At 41.3% G+C, this 23,232-nt stretch carries 17 protein-coding genes; 6 read left to right on the top strand and 11 right to left on the bottom strand.

The window, feature by feature from the left end; genetic code table 11:
* The first annotated feature begins 67 nt into the window (after positions 1-67).
* The 6 genes from FLL46_RS05965 (at position 68) to FLL46_RS05940 (ending at position 10,685) form a co-directional block, all read left to right on the top strand.
* The gene (locus FLL46_RS05965) at positions 68-2,611 is read left to right on the top strand and encodes a methyl-accepting chemotaxis protein (RefSeq protein WP_142892557.1); all 2,544 of its coding nucleotides are present in this window, start codon (positions 68-70) and stop codon (positions 2,609-2,611) included.
* A gap of 94 nt (positions 2,612-2,705) precedes the next feature.
* Positions 2,706-6,767: a hybrid sensor histidine kinase/response regulator gene (locus FLL46_RS05960; protein ID WP_142892556.1), complete on the top strand. Its 4,062-nt coding sequence runs from the start codon at positions 2,706-2,708 to the stop codon at positions 6,765-6,767.
* On the top strand, positions 6,767-7,234 hold the full coding sequence (locus FLL46_RS05955; protein ID WP_142892555.1) for a hypothetical protein: 468 nt from the start codon (positions 6,767-6,769) through the stop codon (positions 7,232-7,234). The genes FLL46_RS05960 and FLL46_RS05955 overlap by 1 nt, the downstream gene beginning before the upstream one ends.
* 42 nt (positions 7,235-7,276) lie before the next feature.
* On the top strand, positions 7,277-7,747 hold the full coding sequence (locus FLL46_RS05950; RefSeq protein WP_142892554.1) for a chemotaxis protein CheW: 471 nt from the start codon (positions 7,277-7,279) through the stop codon (positions 7,745-7,747).
* A 342-nt stretch (positions 7,748-8,089) separates the two neighbouring features.
* Positions 8,090-9,511 carry an ABC transporter substrate-binding protein gene (locus tag FLL46_RS05945; RefSeq protein ID WP_142892553.1) on the top strand — a complete coding sequence of 474 codons (1,422 nt, stop codon included), beginning with the start codon at positions 8,090-8,092 and terminating at the stop codon, positions 9,509-9,511.
* Positions 9,512-9,641: 130 nt separating this feature from the next.
* A complete protein-coding gene (locus FLL46_RS05940; RefSeq protein ID WP_142892552.1) occupies positions 9,642-10,685 on the top strand; it encodes a GGDEF domain-containing protein in 1,044 nt (347 codons plus the stop codon).
* 7 nt (positions 10,686-10,692) lie between these two features.
* On the opposite strand, the gene FLL46_RS05935 is transcribed toward FLL46_RS05940, so the two are convergent.
* The 11 genes from FLL46_RS05935 to FLL46_RS05890 all read right to left on the bottom strand — a co-directional run bounded on the left by FLL46_RS05935 (position 10,693) and on the right by FLL46_RS05890 (position 23,164).
* Positions 10,693-11,394 carry a phospholipase D-like domain-containing protein gene (locus FLL46_RS05935; RefSeq protein ID WP_142892551.1) on the bottom strand — a complete coding sequence of 234 codons (702 nt, stop codon included), beginning with the start codon at positions 11,392-11,394 and terminating at the stop codon, positions 10,693-10,695.
* A 95-nt stretch (positions 11,395-11,489) separates the two neighbouring features.
* A complete protein-coding gene (locus FLL46_RS05930; RefSeq protein WP_142892550.1) occupies positions 11,490-12,110 on the bottom strand; it encodes a hypothetical protein in 621 nt (206 codons plus the stop codon).
* 280 nt (positions 12,111-12,390) lie between these two features.
* Positions 12,391-13,596 carry a GGDEF domain-containing protein gene (locus tag FLL46_RS05925; RefSeq protein WP_142892549.1) on the bottom strand — a complete coding sequence of 402 codons (1,206 nt, stop codon included), beginning with the start codon at positions 13,594-13,596 and terminating at the stop codon, positions 12,391-12,393.
* 186 nt (positions 13,597-13,782) lie between these two features.
* Entirely contained in the window at positions 13,783-14,574 is a 792-nt protein-coding gene (locus tag FLL46_RS05920) for a protein-L-isoaspartate(D-aspartate) O-methyltransferase (RefSeq protein ID WP_210418600.1), read from the bottom strand.
* 83 nt (positions 14,575-14,657) lie between these two features.
* Positions 14,658-14,813: a hypothetical protein gene (locus FLL46_RS26915; RefSeq protein WP_168204065.1), complete on the bottom strand. Its 156-nt coding sequence runs from the start codon at positions 14,811-14,813 to the stop codon at positions 14,658-14,660.
* A 155-nt stretch (positions 14,814-14,968) separates the two neighbouring features.
* The gene (locus FLL46_RS05915) at positions 14,969-15,184 is read right to left on the bottom strand and encodes a dodecin (RefSeq protein WP_142892548.1); all 216 of its coding nucleotides are present in this window, start codon (positions 15,182-15,184) and stop codon (positions 14,969-14,971) included.
* 201 nt (positions 15,185-15,385) lie between these two features.
* On the bottom strand, positions 15,386-16,207 hold the full coding sequence (locus tag FLL46_RS05910; RefSeq protein WP_142892547.1) for a peptidylprolyl isomerase: 822 nt from the start codon (positions 16,205-16,207) through the stop codon (positions 15,386-15,388).
* Between the two features lie 189 nt (positions 16,208-16,396).
* On the bottom strand, positions 16,397-17,074 hold the full coding sequence (gene narI, locus FLL46_RS05905; RefSeq protein WP_142892546.1) for a respiratory nitrate reductase subunit gamma: 678 nt from the start codon (positions 17,072-17,074) through the stop codon (positions 16,397-16,399).
* Positions 17,075-17,084: 10 nt separating this feature from the next.
* The gene (narJ, locus tag FLL46_RS05900; protein ID WP_142892545.1) at positions 17,085-17,843 is read right to left on the bottom strand and encodes a nitrate reductase molybdenum cofactor assembly chaperone; all 759 of its coding nucleotides are present in this window, start codon (positions 17,841-17,843) and stop codon (positions 17,085-17,087) included.
* Positions 17,844-17,846: 3 nt separating this feature from the next.
* Entirely contained in the window at positions 17,847-19,385 is a 1,539-nt protein-coding gene (gene narH / locus FLL46_RS05895) for a nitrate reductase subunit beta (protein WP_142892544.1), read from the bottom strand.
* An 11-nt stretch (positions 19,386-19,396) separates the two neighbouring features.
* Positions 19,397-23,164, bottom strand: coding sequence for a nitrate reductase subunit alpha (locus tag FLL46_RS05890; protein WP_142892543.1), 3,768 nt, complete (start codon positions 23,162-23,164; stop codon positions 19,397-19,399).
* Between the last annotated feature and the right edge of the window lie 68 nt (positions 23,165-23,232).

Genomic DNA, 23,232 nt, shown 5'->3' with positions numbered 1-23,232 from the left:
TGCTTCTAGTAATTTTATTTTAATAAATATTAAATAAATTTTAGCGATTTGAGGAAGGAATGAAAAAATGAAACTGAAGCAAAAACTAGTGCTTGGTGCGCTTTCAATTACGATTATCCCCGTTGTCTTAGTCTCGGTCTCACTTGATACCATCTCTTTCAACGCGGGCCGTTCGTCATTGGAGGAACAGGCAAAAAACCAATTAGTTTCGGTACGCGACGCGCGTAAGGACCAACTTGAAACCTACCTGAACAGTTTGCAAAATCAGGTGAAGACTTTTTCAAATGATCTAATGATTATTGAAGCAACAAAAGAGTTTTCGAGTAGTTTCGGAAAGTTCAGAGAACAGGCCGATAGAAACCAGCCAATTGATGCCCAAATGCTTCGCGAATACAGAGAAAACCTCTCTAACTATTACACCACTGATTTTGTCAATGAGTACACCAACCGTAATATCGGTGAAGCGCCAGATATGACCAAGTATTTATTGCCGCTGGATGCAGAATCAATCGCATTACAATATCACTATATCTCTGCTAATCCAGAATCGCTGGGGCAAAAAGACAATTTAACCAGTGCGGGCGATCAATCCGATTATTCAAAGGCCCATAAAAAATATCATCCTCATATCAGACAATACTTAAAAACCTTTAACTATTACGATATTTTCCTGGTTGAACCTGATACCGGCGATATTATTTACTCAGTATTTAAAGAGTTAGACTACACAACATCACTTATCAATGGCCCTTACGCAGAAACCGGTTTAGGTAGAGCCTTTCAAAAAGCGAATCGATTAACCGATCCCGATGGTGTCGTTTTCGAAGATTTCGCGACTTATTTGCCGTCCTACAATGACCAGGCAGTTTTTATCGCATCTCCTATTTTTGATAAAGGCGAAAAAATTGGTATTTTAGTTTTCCAGGCACCAATAGCAACGATTAACCAGATTATGACGGTTAATCAGCAATGGCGCGATTATGGACTGGGTGAATCAGGAGAAACTTATATTGTTGGTTCAGATAACTTAATTCGAAACGACAGCCGCTTTTTGATTGAAGATAAAGACAACTACATTAACGCCCTGGGCAATGCAAATTTAAGTAAAAAAATCATTGATACTATTCGCGCTAAAAATACCAGTATCGGGTTACAAACAGTTTCGACTCCTGGAACTCAGGCTGCCATGTTAAACAAAACGGGTTTTGACACTTTTGCTGACTACCGCGGCGAGCAAGTGTTATCAGCGTATACACCGTTAGAATTCTTAGGCGCCAAGTGGGCAATTATGGCTGAAATTGACGAAGCGGAAGCTTTTGCACCAACTTTTTCTTTGCGCGAATCTATTCAAAATGCGGCAATTTTAATTGGACTATTAGTGTTAGCACTCAGTGGTACTATCGCATGGTTTCTGGTAAAAGCCTTAGTTCGGCCAGTAAAAGAATTGGAAGATACGGTAATCAAAGTGGCCGAAGGTGATTTCGGCGCACGTGCTCAGGTGGAAACCGATGATGAACTCGGAACACTGAGCAAAACGCTCAATGGATTACTCGATGATCGAATCGCGGCATTAGCCGAAACAGAACGAAAAAATGATGAGCTGAATGAATCAATTATTCGGTTACTCGAAGGAACCATGCTACTTTCGGAAAGAGATTTGACAACCAAATTACCGGTGTCAGAAGATATTACTGGTCCACTATCCGATGCGATTGCCCAGGTAGTTGACGCTATCAGTGATGTATTGCACGAAGTTAACGATATAGCATTAACCGTCGAAAAATCCTCAAACAACGTGAAGTCTTTATCAACCGTCGTATCCAACTCGGCAGAAACCGATTTTACCCAGTTAGAAAAATCTTCCCAACGGTTGGTAAAAGCGACTGGTGCGATGAAGAAAAATGCCGAACTGGCAACGCTATGTAGTGACTTGACTAACAACATGTCCAACATGACAAACTCAGCCTACGGCGCTGTAAAGAACACTATTGAAAGTATGTCAGATATCAGGGCGAACATTCACGAAACAGAAAAACGGATTAAACGTCTGGGTGAGCGATCACAAGAAATCAATAACGTCGTTGATATTATTAATAACATCGCGGAAAAAACTCATGTACTCGCACTTAACGCAAGTATGCAAGCGGCCGCCGCCGGTGAAGAAGGACGTGCCTTCTCAGTCATCGCCGACGAAGTACAAAGACTGGCTGAAAGTGCCCGTGGCGCAACCGCCCAAATCACTTCGCTGGTTGATAATATCCAGGTTGAAACGTCAGATACATCAGAGACAATGGGTAACACTATATCCAAAGTTATTGAAGGTGCCTCGCTGGTAGAAAAAGCCGGTCAGGAAATGGAAAAAACAACCAATACGGCAACCCAACTCGTGGAAAAGGTGCGCTTAATTTCTGACTCTTGTAACACCCAGTCTCAAGTGAGCGATGATTTGAAAAACCGCTCAATCAAGCTGCAAGAAAACGCGAGGGAAACCCAGTCAAAACTAGAACTTCAAAGTAACGAAACATTAAAGTTAGTTAAAAATTCGGAGAAATTACTCGAGTCAGTTCAATTATTTAAACTGCCTGAAAGAGCGAAATCGGCTAACGGTTAATCAGCTTTTGGATAATGTTGTTAAGGCGAAGTGAATTGAAGTTAATCTACGTCTACATTTCCAAATGTTCTTTATGAAATTTGAGTAAGTCATTATGTTAAGTCAAAGAGAATTAAGCGAGCAAGAAGCCGAATTAAGTACGCTTCTTGTGAAGCTCCAAGATCGAGCGGATAGCTACGCTAAAGGTGACCTTGACGTTCCCAAGGATAACGCACTGCTGAGGGAATATAGCGATATCGTGGAGGAGTTTCGTCGCCAATGTTGTTTAAGTGGGCTTGATTTCGCTAGCGCAGTAAGTCAGTTCGTGAAGCGAAATTTAATGGCATATCAGGACAGTGATAAACCGCTAGGTGCGGCCAGGTTAAGGCTGCTACTAGACTGGCCAAACGCGCTCGGTGCGGTGCTGGACGAACCTGAAAGCGACGCTCGAACTAATCGGTTACTTGCCTTAGTGTCGACTCAATGCTGGATAGATCCCATTAGTCAATCGCATTTAAACTTGCTCAAAAAAAGGTTAGCACGATTTAAAGAAGTTAGACGCAACTCAACTAACTCATCCCCAATTCACTCAGAAAGCAAACCGCAGTTGCTCGACCAGAATATTGATCCCGATTTAATTTCCGAGAAGTGGGAATCTGAAGAATTAGTACAGGATAATTCTAAACTATCTAACTTTGAAGCGGACAGTTTCGAATCAGACAGTTTCGAGCCAGACAGCCAAGACATACCGCTAGTTAATGATATTGTCGACTTGCCACTCGAAGCTTTGATAATGACGCCACAAACAGAAGAGGATGATCGAGCAAACGAAAATAAAACACTATTATGCAACGAACGAGAGGATGAATCATTTACTCATGTGACCGGCGAAACTGAAATGCAACTTGACGTCCAGCTCGAAGAAGATAAAGAAAGCGCGCCACTTGTCCAAGATGCTGAACAGGATTTGAAAGATAATTCTGGAATCAGTCTGGATGAGTTGATGGCTTTCACAACAGATGACCCCGAAAGTAACGAATTAAAATTCGATACCAATGCTGAAGAAAACCAGTCCATAGAGAATAACACCGCTGAGGATATTCTCAAAAATGTGCCTCCGCTACTCACCGAAAACGGAGAGCAAGACTCTTCAATCTCTCCAAGTTTTCCAGATTCTCAGGAATTAGGCGAGCAAAACCTCTATCGGCAAACAATAGGTGAGTTGACCATAGAACTTCACCAATTACTTGCGCAAATTGTTCTGAACAAAACCGATGAAAACAACTCAAATGTTGAGCAGCTTACCCAACAAAAAAAGCAGTGCATAATTCTTTTTGACAGTCTCAACGAAGTGACTGAACAAAATAGTCTAAAGGGTAGTGCCTGGTTTTTCAATCATTTAAAAACCAGCTTCTCGGAGTTTGATTTAAGTCAGTCAACAACAAAAAAGTATATAGCTACAGTACAAAAGCACTTAACCGATTACATCATTTGCACAACCAATATTAACGAAACGAATTTATTAACTTTTATGCGAGAGCTGCTTAATGATGGTTTTTGTGATCTGCCCGAATCACAAATAGAAGATGCTTCTGTTTTACTTTGCGAAGAATTATTTAACGAAAATGATACTCAATCGAAAGACACACTTGAAGAAGCACTCGAAAATGACATCGATTTAACTATCCCTGCAGACGCACAGACAATTTTGGTTGAAATGTTCTTACAAGAAGCACCGTTGCATATTGAAGAACTAACCGAGCACCTCCAGCTTTATAGTGCAGAGCCCGACAAAATGGAACACCTGGTTTCCGCGCAAAGATGTGTGCACACTCTCAAAGGTGCCGCGGGTACTATTGGTATAACCGGGCTGGTTAATATTTCACATCGTTTTGAAGATATATTAGGTTATCTGGCAGAGGAGAATGGTCCCTTCTCAAAAGAAATCGTCAACTTTATTTTTCGAATAGCAGACAGCCTGGCTGACACCTGCGAATACCTGCTCGGCAATACTGAAGAACCGAAAGATCTACAGTTAGTGTTACAAACCTTAATCGATGTCATTAGCGGCTACAACAAAGGGCTATCTGTGTCCCAAACAGCAGCTCAAATCCAGCTAGATTATGACATGAAGTTTGGCCTGCTCTCAACAGCCGAAAGGACTACGCAAGAGTCGATGCCAACAACGCTCGAAGCGCCGGAGCAAAGCAACTCAACAGCTAGTCAAACAACTGCGAATAGTGAGTCAAATCTGGAACAGGAAAAAATATCGGAGGAAGCTATCTCCCCGGCTGTTGATAATCCCATTTTAATCAGTAAATCTCCCGCCGAAAAAAAACATCACGAAAATGCGGCAATGGTCAGGGTTGCTAAAAATGACCTGGAAAAAATTCTGAGAAATGTCGGAGAAACGACGGTTCTACAAGGCCATCTTGACGACGAGTACCAACATGTAAAAAGCATGATAGGAACACTCGATCAGCTATCCGAAAAAATGCAAAAAACGGTATTCGAATTTGAAAACTATATTGATATTCGGGCGGTTAGTGATTCAGAAAGAAAGCTAACAAGAAGCTCGGTGAAACAAGAAGAATTTGACCCGCTAGAAGTCAACCGGATGAACGAACTACATACTTACCTGAATCAAATAGTCGAATCTCTATCGGATATCAAACAAGTGGAAAACTCAATCAAAAACAGGCTGGGCGGTCTCGATTCAATTTTTCAAAAACAGGTCAATCTTAACAAGAGCATGGAAAGTGACGTTTTGAGAACACGAATGATACCGGTTAAAACGATTGTTCCCCGACTGGAACGTTGCGTTCGCCAGGTATCCAGGTTACTCAACAAACAGGTCGATTTTGAGATAACTGGACAGTCAATTAATATTGATCTAGATGTACTCAACATGCTGATGGATCCGCTAATGCATGTGTTGAGAAATTCGGTTGACCATGGCATAGAACTCCCCGAAGAACGCCAAAGCTCGGATAAATTACCCACCGGTGAAATAGCACTATCGTTTAAACAAAAAGGCCACTCCATAGTTGTCAGTTGCAAAGATGATGGACGTGGTATTGATTATGAGAAAATCAAACAAAAATTGATAGCGTCTGGTTTAATAACAAAGGAACAAAACTTACCGGAAAAAACGCTCATACAATATTTATTGCAGCCGGGCTTTTCCACCAGTGATAGTGTTACCGCCACTTCAGGCCGCGGCATCGGGATGGATGTCGTTTCGCAAAAAATCACAGAGTCCGGCGGTTACCTGGAAATCAACTCGAAACCTGAGCAGGGGTGTGAAGTTGTGCTTACATTACCGATCACTATGGTTTCTCAACATGTACTGATTGTTAAGTCGGCAGGCGTTTTATATGCACTTCCTACCAATACATTAATTCAGGCTTTCGCGCCTAACAGTGGCTCTTTTAAGACTATTGGCGATAAACTCAATTTCTTTTTCGGTAACGAGAATTACACGACTTACTATCTCAATAATTATATTGGTGGCGAAAAAACATCTCTGAGTGAAGAAGAATTTGCCAAAAGAGCGGGGGTCATTGTGCGCACTGACAGCGGGCCAAAAGCGCTTTTTGTCGACGAAGTTTTAAATTGCCGAGACATTGTATTGAAAAAATTTGGCGAATTTCTTCCCCATATTCCAGGAGTCCATGGCGCTGCAACTCTCGGTGACGGCCAGATCGTTGCGATACTAGAACTCAATGAACTTTTACAATCTTCAACTCATCTGCAGAATAAAAATGCTGATGTGTTACAAGATAGAGTCGTCCCGGTAGCATCAACCAATAAAGTTCTCATCGTTGAAGACTCTTTAAGTACACGACGAATGTTAGAACAGTTAGTTTCTGACACAGGCTATGAAGTGAAAACCGCTATTGACGGAATTGAAGCCATTCAAATCCTTAAAAGCTGGCATCCAGATGTCATTCTCTCAGACTTAGAGCTACCAAGACTCAATGGCCTTGAACTCACTGCACACGTTAGGGCGAATGACGAATTAGAAAATACGCCCGTTATCATGATTACTTCTCGCTACACCGATAAGCACCGCGAACACGCGAGAAAAGTTGGCGTTAATGCTTACTTAACCAAACCATTTTCAGAAACTGATGTGCTTTCAAATATTGAAATGATGACGGAGGTACATGCCTGATGAGCTCATTTGCCCAAGCATCTCAACCAGTTGGCTCTTTTTTAAAACCCGCTCAGCCATCTACTCTGTCTAGCCAAAAAACATACTGTTTATTGCGCTGGGATCAGTGTCGCGTTGCAATCGCTGCAAATAATATTGAGTCAATTCAACTTGATGAGAGTTTTATACATTCCTCCCATAAAGACGCAAAAGAAAACCCCATTCAATTACTATGTCTCAACAGTCAACTTACTAATGAACAGCAAGTTGATCCAACTCGGAAAAGAATTGCCATCCTTCAACTAATGAGGAAAAAAATCGGGCTTTACTGCCATGAAATATCTTTCACGGAAAGTAATCAACCATGCGACAGCCAATCAATTCCATTAGCCATGCAGACCGAACAATTTCCGATTAATGGCATTTTACGCTATGAAAAAACCGACTATTTTTTCATCGACCCGGAAAAGTTGTTAAAACATTTATAAGATAAAAGTAAAACTATTTGAATCAGTTATCTGGCGGCTAGAATGAGTAACGAAGAGAAAAAAACTAAGGCCTGGTTGCTACAATACAGCCCTGAGCAATATGTTGCTATCGGCGTTCATGCGATTCAGGAGCTTCTATACCATAGTGAATTAACGCCATTACCTTTTACACCAGATTATTGTCGTCATCTTTTTCGATGGAATCAAATGGTCGTCCCGGTCATGAATTTGAATCTTTTGATCAACGAGGAAGCATTACCTTGCGAGGAACTGGTTGTTGTTTCATTTCAATATCAACAACAATTGCATTTTGGTGGCCTCAGCCTTCCTTACAAACCAGAGTTGATAACGGTTAATGACAATCAGTATTGCGAATTGCCAGATAAGGAAAAATTCTGGAGCCGCATCGCCCTATCCTGTTTCTCCTATGAAAATTCCGCTGTACCAATCCTCGATCTCGCGACTTTATTCCTAACCGCCAATATAAAACAATCAATGACTCTACTTAACTGAGCTACTAAAAAGTAGATATTTCATGACGACTCTATATCGATTAAATAGAACTTAATGACATGGGGTTCTCTGTTTTATAAAACACTAAAGCATAAGCGATTGATAATTAAGGAAAAGAAGAGTTACCCAAAAACACCTGAATTTTCAGCGAGCGAACGTGCATAACTAATAAGAAACAAACGAACTTCATTTCAACCCAAGATCACAATCAATAAAACTCAATTCCTGATATAGTTGAATCAAGTCAGAGCACGACACTAATTCTTACGTTAAATGTGAGTTAGTTTTATGTTTGTTAGACAGATTTGGATCATAATCTATAATTGAGAACTAAAACCAATCTTGACGCACTTATCATTAGGTATGACGACTTTGGGTACAACTTGGACGGCCGGTAAAAACTTGATAATTATTTTATCTCTGACAGGCATGGTTGCCTGGAGTCCACTTGTACTAACCAGTAGTTTGCTTGACCTTTCACTCAGAGAACTCATGAACGTCAAGGTTCAACAGTCAAGACCACAAGGCTTATTCTGGTCACGAGCCACCGCACCGACTTCTTCTACAATCAATATAGGGCTTTTAGTTCCTTTTACCGCGGAAAAAAAAGCCTCGGTAGAAATAATTGCGGCGGCGGAGTTTGCCGCAGCGGAAATTAATAGCCTTGGTGGAATTAATGGCAAGAAACTCGCAATCATTCGCGGTGACGACAACCTTGACGAAGAGACAGGTATAAAGGTCGCCAGCCGAATGATAAAAAACCATGACATTAAAGCGCTCATTGGGCCGGTCGCCTCACAGCATGTATTAGCGGTCGCCAAAGCAGTAACCATTCCGGCCGGCATTCCGCTTTTTGCCCCAGCAGCTAATGCCAATGAACTTTCAGAACTTAAGGACAATGATCTGGTTTTTCGCGTCACTGCGACCAACCGTCAAATCACCGATAAAATGGTAGAATTTCTCAGTCAAAACCAATTAAATAAAGTGGCCGTGTTTTACCAACGAGATGTTTTCGGACGCGAGCTTTACCAAGGATTATCGCAATCAATAAAATTAAGTGGAGGTGAAGTCGTTTTTTCAGAGTCTTTAAGTAAATCTGTTACCTTTGACTCTTATAGTCTTGCATACGAAATCAAACAAGCGCAAAAGCTCGGTAGTGAAGTTTTGATGTTGGTTGTTCCCAGTGGACAATTTGATAGTTTCTTCGAACAAATAGCCAAACACTGGCAAGGAAAACTCCCTATCTTGTTATTGCCGGAGCACGCCAATCTAACAATTCCTGAAACGCCCAAATTTAGTCGCTCCGTTTGCGTATTTTCTGTTGTTCCTACTCAGTCAAATAAAGATTTAAGGATCATAAAAGGCATCACCAAAACGCTAGATGTCAGCCATACCTCCTATACAGCGGTATTTGTTAACGATTTAACTTATCTCATCGCCAGCGCACTAAGTCTCGCTGAAAGAAAGTCAACTGAATTCAGTACCTCATTGCGCCAAATAACTGCAAACAATCGACCTACAATATCGACCTTGAGTTTTGCTAATTTTTCCAAACAACTTGCCCAACACAACACAACTTCTTTTCTCGGACAGAGCGGTCCAATTCACTTTGATGGAAAGGGTGATAATAAGATGGTTCAATTAGTTGTAAGAGAATTTCATAAAGTTTACGGCGCTGGTTGCGATCGTAAAAAATTACGCACATTGACTGAAAAACCTAAAACACTTACAGTATTAAACTTAAATAAGCTAACAATTGAATAAAATTACCGATAACGCCATAAAAACTAACACTATAATTATTTATCAGTATAAATAACATAAAGTCAGTTAGCCGCGCTATAGTAATAATTCATCCTTTTTAACATCCTTGGAGCAACAAAGGAATGTCATAGTGGATCATACGATACTGGACTCTGTTATCAAAATTACCAGTCAACGTGATGTTGATTCCCTAGAATACGGTCTGGTGGCAACTCTCGCCGAAATGCTCTCGGCGGAATCAATTGCAATTTACAAACTTGTTGATGACGGAATAAAAATTATTCTGGAAGAAACCGTCCGTCTGGATATGAAGCAAAACGATGATCACTCAGATGATCTTGAGTGGACTGAAGGACCAAAGCAAATATGTAATGATCAGGACATACAAGACTGTATGGACAGCGGACAACCGGTTCGCTTCTCTCAGAAAGAGCAATTAACTCGAATTATTCTCCCAATTGCCTGTGATAGTAAAGTTGTTGCAGCATTAAATATCCAGTCAGAAACTGATTTGAACCCAACGCTCAAAGTGCTTGAAGGTATGATCAAGGTATACGAAAACTACCTTTATATTCTCAACGAAAGTGAGCGAGACAAGTTAACAGGTCTATACAACCGGCGAACATTCGACAAAAAACTGGACCGGCTGTTACAAATTCAGAGAAACAAACAGATTTACCTTATTGAAGGCTCTAAAAATCAAGAGAAGCGTACCATAAAACCCTATTCTGAAACCTGGCTTGCGATCATTGATGTTGATAATTTTAAGCAAATTAACGACAAATATGGCCATGTTTTCGGAGACGGTGTTTTGCTGTTACTCGCTCACAAAATGAAGTTATGTTTTCGCCAAACTGATTATCTCTTTCGTTTTGGTGGAGAAGAGTTTGTCGTTATATTAGAACCCAATCAAAGGCAGCATGCCTATGACACGCTAGATAGATTTAGAGACGCCATTGCCACTCATAATTTTCCACTAGTCGGGCATGTCACCGTGAGTATTGGTTATGCGAGAATTACTGATACTGACTACCCTCCCGCCATACTTCACTCGGCAGACAAAGCCCTTTACCACGCAAAAGAAAATGGTCGCAATCGAATTTATAATTATGAAACCCTGGTGGCCGATGGGGCAGTTCAAGCAACCAGAATGGGCGCTAATATATTAGGTTAACGCGCTTTCATTCGATCAAAACACTTTCATCCCAAAGCTGCTCAAAAGTTTTCGAAAACTTATTAATTAGACCCGATGAATATTCAACCACAATATTTTCATGATTGTATTTGGAAGCACTTCTAGTCCAGTTAAAACTTCCATTGACCAGTATTTCACTATCAAAAATAGCAAACTTATGGTGCATATGATTGGGCGTTTGATCAATTCTTATGGGTACCTTGTTGTCTGCCAAATAATAAATATCACTACCCGTATCATTTGCCTTATCATTGTCGGTAACGATCTTAACCTCAATCCCCCGTTGAAAAGCCTTGAGAAGCGCTTCGCTAAGCCTGTCATCTGAGATTGTAAATACACAAACATCAATTGACTTTTTGGCGCGACTGATTAATGAAATAATTTTTTTAACACAATGCTCCCCTGGGCTAAAGTACGCCGATGCAACAGCGCTCGTTTTCGGTGTTCTCACAGAATCAATCGCCTTTACCACTTGTTCTAACCACTTAAGCGAATCAAGGTAAGAAGCATCTCCCGAACGGTAGTTTTCGGCTACCAGAGAAAACGCTTTATTTCTAGCAAAATTAAGCTTTGTCGGCTCGCTTTTAAAAGTTGATAGTAGTTTCTGAAGTAGATGCTTTTCATCTTTATCGAGTCTAAAATCCTGGTAAGTATCAACCAATGTTTGTTCGAGGTTTTGTAGTTCCATAATTTTCCATTAAGTTATCAGAAGCAAAGATAAGAAATAATTTCGATGTCAGTATATTTTTATTTTGACTAGCAGCCGCAACATACTGCACCTGACTACATTTTCATCGACATCATTAAAAAGCCGGAAAATGCAGCATTGGATGGCGCTAAACTGCTATCGACCTTTGACTTCATTGTATGAATTAAGTCACGATATTTTTGATAAAAATCCCAGGTCGGCGCTGGTTTATAAATCATATCTTCAACTTCAAAATATTTTATAACATCTTTCGCGGTTGTCGGCTTAACAAAAACTTCATCGTCAGGAAAATAATAAGCAGGAATTACTGTTACTAAACTCCACTTGGCGAGCTTCTCTGTTTTCAAAATATCGACTATTGCTTCAAACCCAAGCTGTTTTTTTCCGTGAAGTAAGTTACTCAACCCTTTAACCAAAAATTCCTTGTCGTCATTCTTGAGGCTTTTAACAAAGTCTCGAAACTTAGGTTTCTCAAACATAGAAACCATTGATGAGCGGCTTATTACTTTCACCATATTTTCTGATGTCACCTGGATGTTCTTACAATTTTTTTTCGAAAAGAATTCATTCGCGGTTTCAATCATTTTTTCCATCTTATGTTTTTTCCCGATTTTTACCATTTCAGGATTACTAAAGCCGCCGGGGATTTTCTTAAGAAATAGACTCTCTGCCTGCATAAGCTTTTTGACATTCATCTGTTGTACCCTAAAGTTAATTAATCGATTGAAATAACACTAACCTATTACTAATTCTGCAATGAGCTTTTATTTGTGAGAATTGCGGACATTTTGTTATTACCCACAAGTAAAAATTCCAATTCTTATATCGAGAAAATTAAGACAATAAACGCTTCGACTTTATAGCATGAAAATCTTGCTATAGAAATAACTCGAATAGCTTACCAGAATAAAATATAACAGTGAAATCCAGCTTTTGCTGGTATGATTCTTTTTGACATGTGTCTATTGGAGTTTTTTAAATATCATTCCAAGCCACTAATTGAATGTAGTCAAACTTCCCTTTCACTTTATTTCTTCCATTTGCTTTTGCCTGGTATAAAGCATGGTCAGCCTTGCTAACAAGAGCCTTCCAGTCGATATCCTTACCGAAACTTGCCGATACACCAAAGCTGGCGGTAATCTCTAAATCGAAAGCCTCATCATCGGCTGTCATTGTTTTTTGTGAAACCAAAACTCTTAGTTTTTCTGCAATCTTCAAAGCTGTCGGCGCATCTGTATCGGGTAATAATACTAGAAACTCCTCTCCCCCAAAACGCGCTAAAATATCATGTTCTCGCAGATTATGTTTAAGACGGCGAGCAAAACTAACCAAAACGGTATCTCCTACCTGATGGCCATGTTGATCATTAACCTGTTTAAACAAATCAATATCAGTAAGAATCACTGAAACCGGTAGTCCTAACCTTCTGGAGCGTGAAACTTCTTTACTGGCCATCTCATCCAGAGCCCGTCGATTATAAGTTTGCGTTAGTGGATCAATGGTAGCTTGAATAGTAATTTCATTTTCGAGTTTTAGACAGGCACTCCATGATGCGACATATCCTGTAGTGACAATGAGAATTTGAAATATGATCAAACTGACACCATGAATTGGGCCTGCATTCATAAAGTTGATGATATTGGCTTCCTCCATGGTCCACAAACTTCTGAAGGCAAAAACGACACCATAAATAGCAAAGGAAATCGATAAAAACCGAGTGAATCCTCGACGGATGTTTGCCGGATAGCGCCATAGTTCGGCCGCAAGATACAAACATTGAATGCTGAAAAAACTACTGATAACAATAATTCGTTGATTGATATCGTTTTGAACAAAAGTAAAATAGAAGAAAATGGGAACTAAACAAACAAGCAGAAATGCGGAAAATATCAGAAACAGTTTGTGCGGACGGCCATAAAACCGAAGAAGTCCGACACCGACCGCAGAGACGCCGCTAAAAATAATAGCATTTGCAGTAACTATCGAATACCAGTCAGAAATATAATTTCGGAACCCCATTAAAACGAACCCAAGGGCTAACAACAGATAACCGGTTCCAATTCTCCTGAAGCCACTGAAAGAAGGATGTGACTTCGCGAAGATAAATAATCCTACTCCAAGAACAATCCCCAATACCAAATTTATTATCGCTAAAGTTCTTACATCAAATCCTTCTACCATAAATGACCAGCCTACATGCCATAGCGTTAAAATTAATATAGGCCAAACAGAATATCCATTCCAGAGATATTTCACCAATAACAGTAACGGGAGAAATTGAAATAAAAAGAGGTGGTATATATTTCGGAGAGTTCTATGGGTCTCTTATGAGTATGTATCAAAGCTTTCAGGAATAAGTAAACGGAACTAATGCTCACCCGTTAAGGGAACAAAACTGACAGGTAAAACTTCTCGAACTGAAATTTCACCCTGGCTATTTTTTTCAACCAGGGTTAGTTGTTGTACTTTATGTTGGGGGCCGACAGGAATCATCATTCTGCCACCCGGCTTGAGTTGTTCAATCAGCGGTGGAGGAATTTTATCCGCAGCAGCGGTCACGATAATTGCATCAAAAGGCGCTAACTCTGGTCGTCCTCGATAACCATCACCAATGGTCACTTCAACATTACCATAGCCCAGCTCTTTCAGACGACTGGCAGCAGACTTGCCTAGCTCAGGAATAATCTCGATACTGTAAACTTGCCCGGATAACACCGCTAAAACAGCGGCCTGATACCCTGAGCCTGTCCCGACTTCTAAAACCTTGTGCGTTTTTTCAAGTTCAAGAAAGTCAGTCATGAGAGCGACGATAAACGGTTGGGAAATGGTTTGTCCTTGTCCAATAGGCAACGGCCTGTTCTCGTAACTATATTCGGCATAAGCTTCGCTGACAAACTTATGCCGAGCAACATCACTCATTGCCTGCATAACTTTTTTATCAAGTACACGACGCCCTGTTTCCGCGCTGGTGAGTATTGCGTCCCGGCGAATTTTTTCGAGCATCTGTTGCTGCATTTTGTGAAAGTCTCCAGCATGACCACGCTTTGTGATGGGCTCCTGCGCCTGACTAAACCCAGCAAAGCAAACAGCCAGATATAATCCGCCAACAATCCTTATTTGTTTCATCACTTTGAGTAGCATACTAACTATTGTAAACAAGTTTTCTGCTTAATGGTAAAAATCTACAATATTAATTCCAGGTCTCGTTTCTAGCCTCACGCACCATCCACCAATGCATTGAGTTATTTCTCAATAACCTCAGCGCTAGCAAAAAAGCTACCAAAAAATTCAGACACACGTTCCTTTTGATAATCTTCCATAGAAGCATAAAAAACAACACCAATCATTAAAACAATCAGAATTGACGACGCTGTTGCTTTTTTTGTTTTTGAACTCATTAAGAAAACCCTTTTTAAAAATGATAAATATTTAATAAAAATTCAGGTGAGAAACTATATCTCAAGCTTTAGTCATTGATAAATATGGTTAGTTCACAGTAAGTTCGGATTTCACGAGGAAATTCTTAATGAGGGTTACTTGGGATGATAAAGACTTAACTCCCCTCAATTCTAAAACCAATCTTCAATGTCACCTGAAAATGCCCAACTTTTCCATCTTTGATATGGCCCCGAGTTTCTGTCACCTCAAACCAATCCATATTCTTAACTGACTTATTACATTCAGCAATCGCATTTCTAATCGCATCGTCAATACTCACTTTCGACGAACCGACAACTTCAATTTTCTTATAAGTATGATGCTCTGACATAACAATATCCTTTATTGATCCAATGAAACAAAATGACGCTGTTTTATTGAATATAGTCGAATATTGTCGATTACAAGATATCTGAATTGAGATTTTGTAATTGGCGAGCGATATTGCCTGTTCATTAACAAACAAGACAGGAGAGAAAAGAGCGGATTCAACCTCAGTCAAAACCGCCCATGACGCTTCTTGACAAATATTTTAGATGTGAATATTCTCTTCCATAAACAACATCTCAATTCCTTGAATTTCTGCGGCTTCCACTAACTGTTGAATATACGCCTGCACTGCCAGATGAGAACTTCTATGTACGAGGTAACCGCGTACTTTATCCGCAACCATGGAATAATCCAATAGCTTGCCTTCGATCTTTCGTGTCACATTCACAACGTGAAAACCGTAACGAGATTCAATTGGACTTTTAGCAAGCCCCTGGGGTAATCGAGATATTTGACGCTCAAACTCGGGTACTGTTTGGCCATGACTAATTTGCCCTAAAGAGCCTCCCATTTTCTTGGATGGACATGCGGAAAACTCAGTCGCCAAGGTGGGAAATAACAAAGGATCACCTTGTAACTGAGAAATGATATCTTTCGCCTGGTTTTTGGCGACTTCTCTAGCTGGAATGTCATCTTTAGCAGCAGCTAATAGTATGTGATCGACTTCCAGCAACGGTGACGTAGTGAATTTTTGGCGATTATTTTCGAAATAGCGTTGGCAGATTGACTCATCGACATCGTCGTATTTTACTTCTTTTTCTAACAGTTTTTGAACAGCAACTTCTTCATCTTCATTGGCAGCCTGAAAACCTTTTCGTCTGGCTTCTTCAAACAACAGTTGTTTAATCACTAAAGCCTGTCCCGCTTGTTGAACAACCACACTAAAGTCAGGACCCTGATGATACTGTAGTTCGCTCGCTAACGACTCCTCATCAATCACCACACCGTTGACTCTGATCTCCGGCAGCGGGTTGTTGAATTGAGGTTTTGGCTCCACATGGCTACTATGCTGGCATTGAGTCATAAAGTTTATCTCTTAACTATCTCTAAATATTTTTCAAGTGTAACGAATCTACACTCACCATTAAGCTGACTTGTAAATGCCCCAACTCCGAAAGGATTCAGCCCGTCTGAATTGGCTTATTGGGGCGGCTCTCTTACAACAACTCGGGTACAACTTTAAAGGCGCACCTTTAAATAATTACTTGCAAATTTATCGCTGTCTAACAACTTGATAACGTCGGCCTAAGTACCAAATCGGAACACTGATAACATGCACCAGACGAGTAAATGGAAACATCAAAATCATGGTTAAACCAACAAGTATATGAAGCTTGTAAATGATATGAACAGATTCAATGGCTGCAGCAGCTTGCATTCCCTGGAAAGTCACAATACTTTGAGCCCACTCACCCAACAGCACCATTACAGAACCATCCAGATGATCCATTGAAACAAAAATAGTCATCAGCCCCAGTACGAGCTGAACAAGTAACATAATCAGAATCAGGATATCTGATGTCTTTGATGACGCTCTCACTCTGGGATCAGTCAATCGACGCTTAATTAACATCAATAAACCTATCAGGCAAAGCACACCAAAAAATCCACCACTGACCATTGCTAACATTTGCTTGTCAGCCGTTGAAATAAAATGATGATAAATGGAAACCGGTGTTAATAGGCCAACAAAATGCCCAAGTAAAATAAATATGACGCCAACATGAAATAGATTACTCGCTATACGAAAACCTTTTCCATTAAGCATTTGACTGGAATCGGCTTTCCAGGTGTAAGGCTCACGATCAAACCGGATCCAGCAACCCACTATGCAGATGAAGATAGTGATGTAGGGATAAACGCCGAAGAGTAGATTGTTAAAATTAGACATAATAGGCTCCTTACATTCCTGCTGTTTCAGTGGCGTTGTTATTAGAACGCTTATTAATAAAGTCGTCGTGCCAGGTTATTGGCACTTGCTGGACAGCATCTGGGTCGAGTGAACTGGCACTGTTGCGGATACTGGCACTAGAACACTGACCAGCAGCCGGCTCATCAAAACGGATCTCTTTATCTTCCCACTCTTTGTCGATTGCTTCGATGGTGTCGTCACGTTTTTCCTGACGAACACTTTCCGCAATTTCTTCTCGATCAACTTCATGACCTGATATTTCTATAAGGCAATCAAACAAAATCGAATAATCACAATCTCGATCAATCAGTCTTTCAGACAACATCATTAATATGTGACAAACATCGCCTAACCATTCTTGAACATAAGGCTTGTCTTGTTCGCTTAAAAATTCCAGAAATAAAGGGATGTAATCCGGCAGCTGAGCCGCTTCAACTTCAAACCCTTTGGTTTTATAGACGTTCATTAAATCAACCATCGCCTGACCACGATCACGGGATTCTCCGTGAACGTGTTCAAACAACAACAAAGACAACGCACGACCGCGGTCAAAAAGTAAATCGAAGCGTTCCTGAGCGTCGAATAAATCTTTGTTGGTAAGCACATCAATAAATTGAATTAACTGGTTTCGCTGCTGTTGATTTATTTCTTCTGTTTGCTCAACAACTTCAATTATCTCATCCGCGGCACGAAATAGTTCTGCGGTAGGATAATCGAGTAATCGTGAAATCACTTTTAAAATTAACACGGTTTATTCTCCTACGTTCACGGTTTTAATAACGTCACGACGGGATACTTTTTTCGCGCCAAACATATTGACATCGCTCTTTCCTGTACCGCAGCCATTGCCAAAAGTAAAACCACAGCCGCTTTTTTCACCATAGGCTTCTGGCACATTCATTTCTCGATGCCCTGTCGGTATCACATAACGATCTTCATAGTTGGCAATCGCCAGGTAGCGGTACATTTCCTCTGCCTGCTTTTTACTTAATCCAACTTGCCGTAACACTTCTAGATCTTCAATACCTTCTACGTGTTCAGCCCGTTTATAAGCGCGCATCGCCAGTAGTCTTTCCAATGCGCGAACGATAGGCTCTTCATCACCAGCAGTTAGTAAGTTAGCCAAATACTTAAGCGGAATTCGCAAGGAACGAATGTCAGGAATAACGCCAGCCATTCCTAAAGTGCCAGCTTCAACTGCGTTTTGAATTGGGCTTAGAGACGGAACGTACCAAACCATCGGTAAAGTGCGATACTCAGGATGTAGCGGCAATGCTAGCTTCCAATCAACAGCCATTTTGTAAACCGGCGACTTCTGCGCAGCTTCAATGACTGAGTCGGTAATGCCATCTTTACGAGCCTGAGCGATAACTTCAGGATCATTAGGATCAAGGAAAACCTCTAACTGCTTTTCGTATAAATCGGTTTCCGATGCCGTGGAAGCCACCTCTTTAATTTTGTCTGCATCGTAGAGTAAAACGCCAAGATAACGAATTCTTCCAACACAAGTTTCAGAACAGATTGTCGGCATACCCGCTTCAATTCTCGGGTAACAGAAAATACATTTTTCTGATTTTCCTGATTTCCAGTTGTAGTAGATTTTTTTATACGGGCATCCACTAACGCACATTCTCCATCCGCGACATTTTTCCTGGTCAATCAAAACAATACCATCTTCTTCACGCTTATAAATCGCACCGGAAGGACAAGATGCAGCACAAGTAGGATTAAGACAATGTTCGCACAAACGAGGTAAATACATCATGAATGTATTTTCATACTCGCCGTAAATTTCTTTTTGCATGTTGTCGAAGTTTTTATCTTTGCTTCTTTTTGCAAACTCAGTGCCGAGAATTTCTTCCCAATTTGGCCCCCACTCGATTTTTTGCATTCGTTTTCCGGAAATAACCGAACGCGGACGAGCCGTTGGCTGATGTTTCACTTCAGGCGCGGTATGCAAATGTTGGTAATCGTAATCAAAGGGTTCGTAATAATCGTCAATTTCCGGTAGATCCGGGTTAGCAAAAATATTAGCTAACACACGGAATTTTCCACCAATCTTAGGTTGAATATCACCGTTGGATTTTCTCACCCAGCCACCATTCCATTTGTCCTGATTTTCCCACTCTTTGGGATAGCCGATACCAGGTTTGGTTTCGACATTATTAAACCAGGCGTATTCCATGCCTTCACGTGAAGTCCAAACATTTTTGCAGGTAATTGAACAGGTATGACAACCGATACACTTATCGAGGTTAAGTACCATACCTATTTGAGATCTTATTTTCATGGTCTGTCTCCTTAAGCGTTATCGGGATCTGTTGGAAGTGGTCGTGGTAAGTCGTCGCTGTCCGATCCATCCAGCCAGTCAACTTTCGCCATTTTTCTTACCACAACAAACTCATCACGGTTACAGCCAACCGTTCCATAGTAGTTAAAACCCCAGGCTTGTTGCGCATAACCGCCAATCATATGGGTCGGCTTCATTACTACACGGGTCACCGAGTTATGATGACCACCACGAGTTCCAGTCATTTCGCTTCCAGGCACATTGACAATCCGCTCTTGCGCGTGATACATCATGACCATTCCCTGGTTAACCCTTTGAGAAACAACTGCGCGACAAGCAATAGCACCATTGGCATTAAATACTTCAACCCAATCGTTATCTTCAATTTCAGCTTCTTTGGCATCTGTTTCACTCATCCAGATAATCGGGCCACCACGAGAAAGCGTTAACATCAGCAAATTGTCTGAGTAAGTACTATGAATTCCCCACTTTTGATGAGGTGTAATCCAATTAAGCACGACTTCTTTATTACCGTTTTGTTTGGTGCCTTTAACCAGATCAACTGTCTTGGTATTGATAGGCGGACGATAAGAAACAAACTGCTCACCGAAAGCCTGCATCCATTTGTGATCTTGATAGAACTGTTGTCGACCGGTGATTGTTCGCCAAGGGATCAGTTCGTGAACATTGGTATATCCTGCGTTGTAACTCACATGTTCGTCTTCTAATCCTGACCAGGTTGGCGAAGAAATAATTTTTCTTGGCTGGGCCTGAACGTCACGGAATCGAATTTTTTCTTCGTGCTTCGGTGTTGCTAAATGCGTATGTTCTCGACCGGTAAATTCGCCTAACGCTTCCCAGGCTTTAACTGCTACATTTCCGTTCGTTTCCGGCGCAAAGGTTAATATGGTTTCAGCAGCATCAATTGCCGATTCTATAATAGGTCGGCCTTCGCTTACGCCTTCATCCAGGTTGCGATGGTTTAAATCTCCTAACAACTCAATTTCATCATCAGTGTTCCAGCTAATACCTTTTCCGCCATTACCTAGCTTATCCATCAATGGGCCGAGTGAAGTAAATTTTTTGTAAGTGTTTGGATAATCTCTTTCAACCACCATCATATTCGGTGCAGTCATTCCAGGAATTAAATCACACTCACCTTTTTTCCAATCTTTTACGTCAAATGGTTGTGCCAGTTCTCCGGGAGTGTCATGCAGCATCGGCACAGTCACAAAATCTTTTTCAACACCCAACTGCCCCTCAGAGACTTCCGAAAATTTCTTCGCAATGCCTTTATAAATTTCCCAGTCAGATTTCGCTTCCCACGCCGGGTCAACAGCAGTTGACAGGGGATGAATAAACGGATGCATATCAGAAGTATTGAGGTCATCTTTTTCATACCAACACGCCGTTGGCAAAACAATGTCCGAAAACATGCAAGTGGATGACATACGGAAATCCAGGGTTGTAACCAAATCAAGTTTACCGGTCGCCCCTTCATCAACCCACTCGGCTTCTTCTGGTTTAAACCCATCTCTCTTGCCCAGATCTTCGTTCATGACACCATTTTTTGCGCCGAGCAAATACTTCAACATGTACTCATGCCCTTTACCGGAAGAACCGAGTAAATTGGACCGCCATACAAATAGATTACGAGGGAAGTTTTCAGGCGCATCCGGCGCTTCAGCCGCAAATTTAATGCCGCCGCTTTTCAACTCCTGCACCACATAATCTTTCGGGTCCATGCCGGCTGCTTCTGCGTCTTTAGTGATCTGCAATGGATTTCTATTTAATTGGGGAGCAGAAGGCAGCCACCCCATTCTTTCTGCTTTAATGTTGTAATCGAGCATATGCTCAGAAAATTCATTTTTATCAGCAAGCGGTGAAAGCACCTCATGAATACTGACTTTCTCATGACGCCACTGTGAAGAATGGTTATAGAAAAATGAAGTTGAGTTCATCTGGCGCGGCGGTCGAGACCAATCCAAACCAAACGCAAGAGGCAACCAGCCAGTTTGCGGGCGTAGCTTTTCTTGTCCAACATAGTGCGCCCAACCACCACCAGATTGACCAACACAACCACACATCATCAACATATTGATCAAGGCGCGATAGTTCATATCCATGTGATACCAATGGTTCATCGCCGCCCCAACAATAATCATCGACTTACCCTTGGTTTTGTTAGCCGTGTCAGCAAACTCACGGGCAACCTTGATCACTTTATCCCTGGCCACTCCGGTAATTTTTTCTTGCCATGCTGGCGTGAACGGAGTGTTATCGTCATAACTTGAAGCAACATTATCGCCACCAAGCCCTCGATCAAGACCATAGTTGGCCATCATCAAATCATAAACGGTCGCAACTACAATTTCTTCGCCATTACTTCCTGTCAGCGTTTTAGTGGGAACATTTCGCACCAGAACTTCGTCATGTTCACAGGAAACCCAATGTTTGTTGGTATCATCTGCAGCGAAATGTGGAAAAGCAACTGCAGAAACATCACCGCCAATAAGTGATAGTTTTAACTTTGTAGGCTTACCGTCTTTGCCTTCTCTTTCTTCAATATTCCATTTACCTTTTTCTCCCCAACGATAGCCGATGGAACCAAGCGGAGAAACTAGTTCATCATTTGAATTTTCATCAATTCCAATGGTTTTCCATTCCGGATTATTTTCTTGTCCCAGGTTATCAGCCAAATCTGAAGCTCTTAAGAAACGCGTAGATTTAAGTGCTCCATTTTCATGTTTATCTAACACCACTAACATCGGAAAGTCGGTGTATTGACGAACATAATCGGTGAAGTATTCACTCGGGTTGTCTAAATGAAACTCTTTGAGAATGACATGTCCAAACGCCATTCCGAGTGCCGCGTCACTCCCCTGTTTTGGATTCAACCATTCGTCAGTTAGTTTGGAAACTTCGGCATAATCAGGTGTGATCGAAACAGTTTTTGCACCTTTATATCTTACCTCTGTAAAAAAGTGAGCATCCGGCGAACGTGTCTGTGGAACATTTGATCCCCAGGCAATAATATAGTTTGAGTTATACCAGTCGGCAGACTCGGGAACATCAGTTTGCTCTCCCCAAACCATTGGCGATGATGGCGGTAGGTCACAGTACCAATCGTAGAAGCTCATGCAAACGCCACCGATCAACGAAAGGTAGCGCGAACCGGCAGCGTAGGAAACCATCGACATAGCGGGAATTGGAGAAAAACCGATAACGCGATCAGGTCCATAAGTTTTGGCCGTGTAAACATTGGCCGAAGCGATGATTTCATTCACCTCATCCCAACTTGACCGCACAAATCCACCTAAGCCGCGTTTTGATTTATAAGAGGTTGCTTTCTCTTTATCTTCAACAATCGAGGCCCAGGCATCTACCGGGTTCATCGTTGCGCGAGCTTCACGCCAAAGTTTTAATAATGGTTTACGAACCTTGGGATACTTTAGCCTGTTAGCACTATATAAATACCACGAATAACTTGCTCCTCGCGGACAACCACGTGGCTCGTGGTTCGGTAAGTCAGGTCGAGTTCGAGGATAATCGGTTTGTTGGGTTTCCCAGGTAACCAGACCATTTTTTACATAGATTTTCCAGGAACAAGATCCCGTGCAATTAACGCCGTGAGTAGACCGAACAATTTTGTCATGCTGCCAGCGCTGGCGATAACTATCTTCCCATTCGCGACTTTCATTGGTTGTTTCACCATGTCCATCTGCAAACTCGCCAGTTTTCTTTTTAAAAAACTGTAAGCGATCAAGAAATTGACTCATCTTTTTTCTCCGTTGACCCGTAACCGTTGTGTCATTGACGGCCACCTAGTAAATACTTTAATAATGAT

The organism is Aliikangiella coralliicola, from assembly GCF_007004725.1.
GTDB lineage: Bacteria > Pseudomonadota > Gammaproteobacteria > Enterobacterales > Kangiellaceae > Aliikangiella > Aliikangiella coralliicola.
The sequence above is the reverse complement of the archived record's forward strand: the minus strand, read 5'-3'. Positions and strand labels throughout refer to the sequence as shown.